The 1,164-nt window shown below is 61.4% G+C and carries 1 protein-coding gene; it reads left to right on the top strand.

What is annotated here, in order from left to right; translation table 11 throughout:
* The first annotated feature begins 51 nt into the window (after positions 1 to 51).
* Entirely contained in the window at positions 52 to 1,029 is a 978-nt protein-coding gene (locus tag P3T40_RS44945) for an IS5 family transposase (protein ID WP_429274098.1), read from the top strand.
* Positions 1,030 to 1,164 lie beyond the last annotated feature (135 nt).

Here is a 1,164-nt window from a genome sequence, read left to right as displayed (position 1 = left end):
GGCTACGCTGAAAAAGGTCAACGCCACTGAGCCTTCAATCGTTAGATGCGCATGAAACAACAGACCCTTGCGATGGCGGCCGATCAAGGCGCCGGATTTGAACAGTACCGTCGGCCAACCAAACGCGATGTGTTCCTCGAGACGATGGAGCAGATCGTGCCGTGGACGCAGTTGTGCGAGGTTGTCGAGCCACACTATCCGACGGGGCAAGGTGGTCGCCCGCCAGTGGGTCTGGAGCGCATGCTGCGCATGTACTTTGTGCAGCACTGGTTCAACCTGGCCGATGAAGCCTGCGAGGAAGCGCTGCTGGACAGTACCGCCTTGCGGCGATTCGTTGGGATCGATCTGGGGCGCGAGCGTGTTCCCGATGGCACGACGCTGTTGAAGTTCCGCCGGCTGCTGGAGCGCAACAAGCTCGGCGAACAGTTGTTTGCCAAGGTGGGCGAGGTACTGCAAGGGCGCGGGCTGAAGGTAGGCACCGGCACCATCGTGGATGCCACCATAATTGGTGCACCGAGTTCCACGAAGAACGCGGACAAGGCGCGAGACCCCGAAATGCATCAGACGAGGAAGGGGCAGCAGTGGTACTTCGGCATGAAGTTGCACATCGGTGTGGATAGCCAGACGGGACTGGCACACAGCGCGGTAGTGACGGCGGCGAACGTGCACGACAAGCATCCGCTGCCGACCCTGCTGCATGGCGCCGAGCGGCGTGTGTACGGTGACAGCGCCTATGCAAGCCAGAAGGAACTCATCGCCAGCAAGGCACCGCAAGCGAAGGACTTTACCAATCAGCGTGTGCGCAATCGCAGTGGCGAAGTCGATGAAACCAGACGCTCGAAAAATCGCAACAAGTCCAGGATACGTGCCCGGGTCGAGCACGTCTTTGCGGTGGTCAAGCGGCTGTGGGGCTTCGGCAAGGTGCGCTATCGCGGCCTCGCGAAGAACGCCACGCGCGCCTTTACTGCACTCGCGCTGGCCAATCTCTACATGAGCCGCACGCGGCTGATGGCGCAGGTGCGCCCATGAGCGGCCAAAGTGGGTCGAGAGACCCGCTTGCAAGGCCCTTCTGGGCCACGAAACGGAACCAGTCGCGTCGCTGATCTCGCATTCCGCAGTTCAGCAGCAAACCGTCGGCGAAACGGCGGCTTCTTCAGCGTAGCC

Origin of the sequence: Paraburkholderia sp. EB58 (genome assembly GCF_050436665.1) — a bacterium.
In the GTDB taxonomy this organism is placed as follows: Bacteria; Pseudomonadota; Gammaproteobacteria; order Burkholderiales; family Burkholderiaceae; genus Paraburkholderia.
The sequence above is the reverse complement of the archived record's forward strand: the minus strand, read 5'-3'. Positions and strand labels throughout refer to the sequence as shown.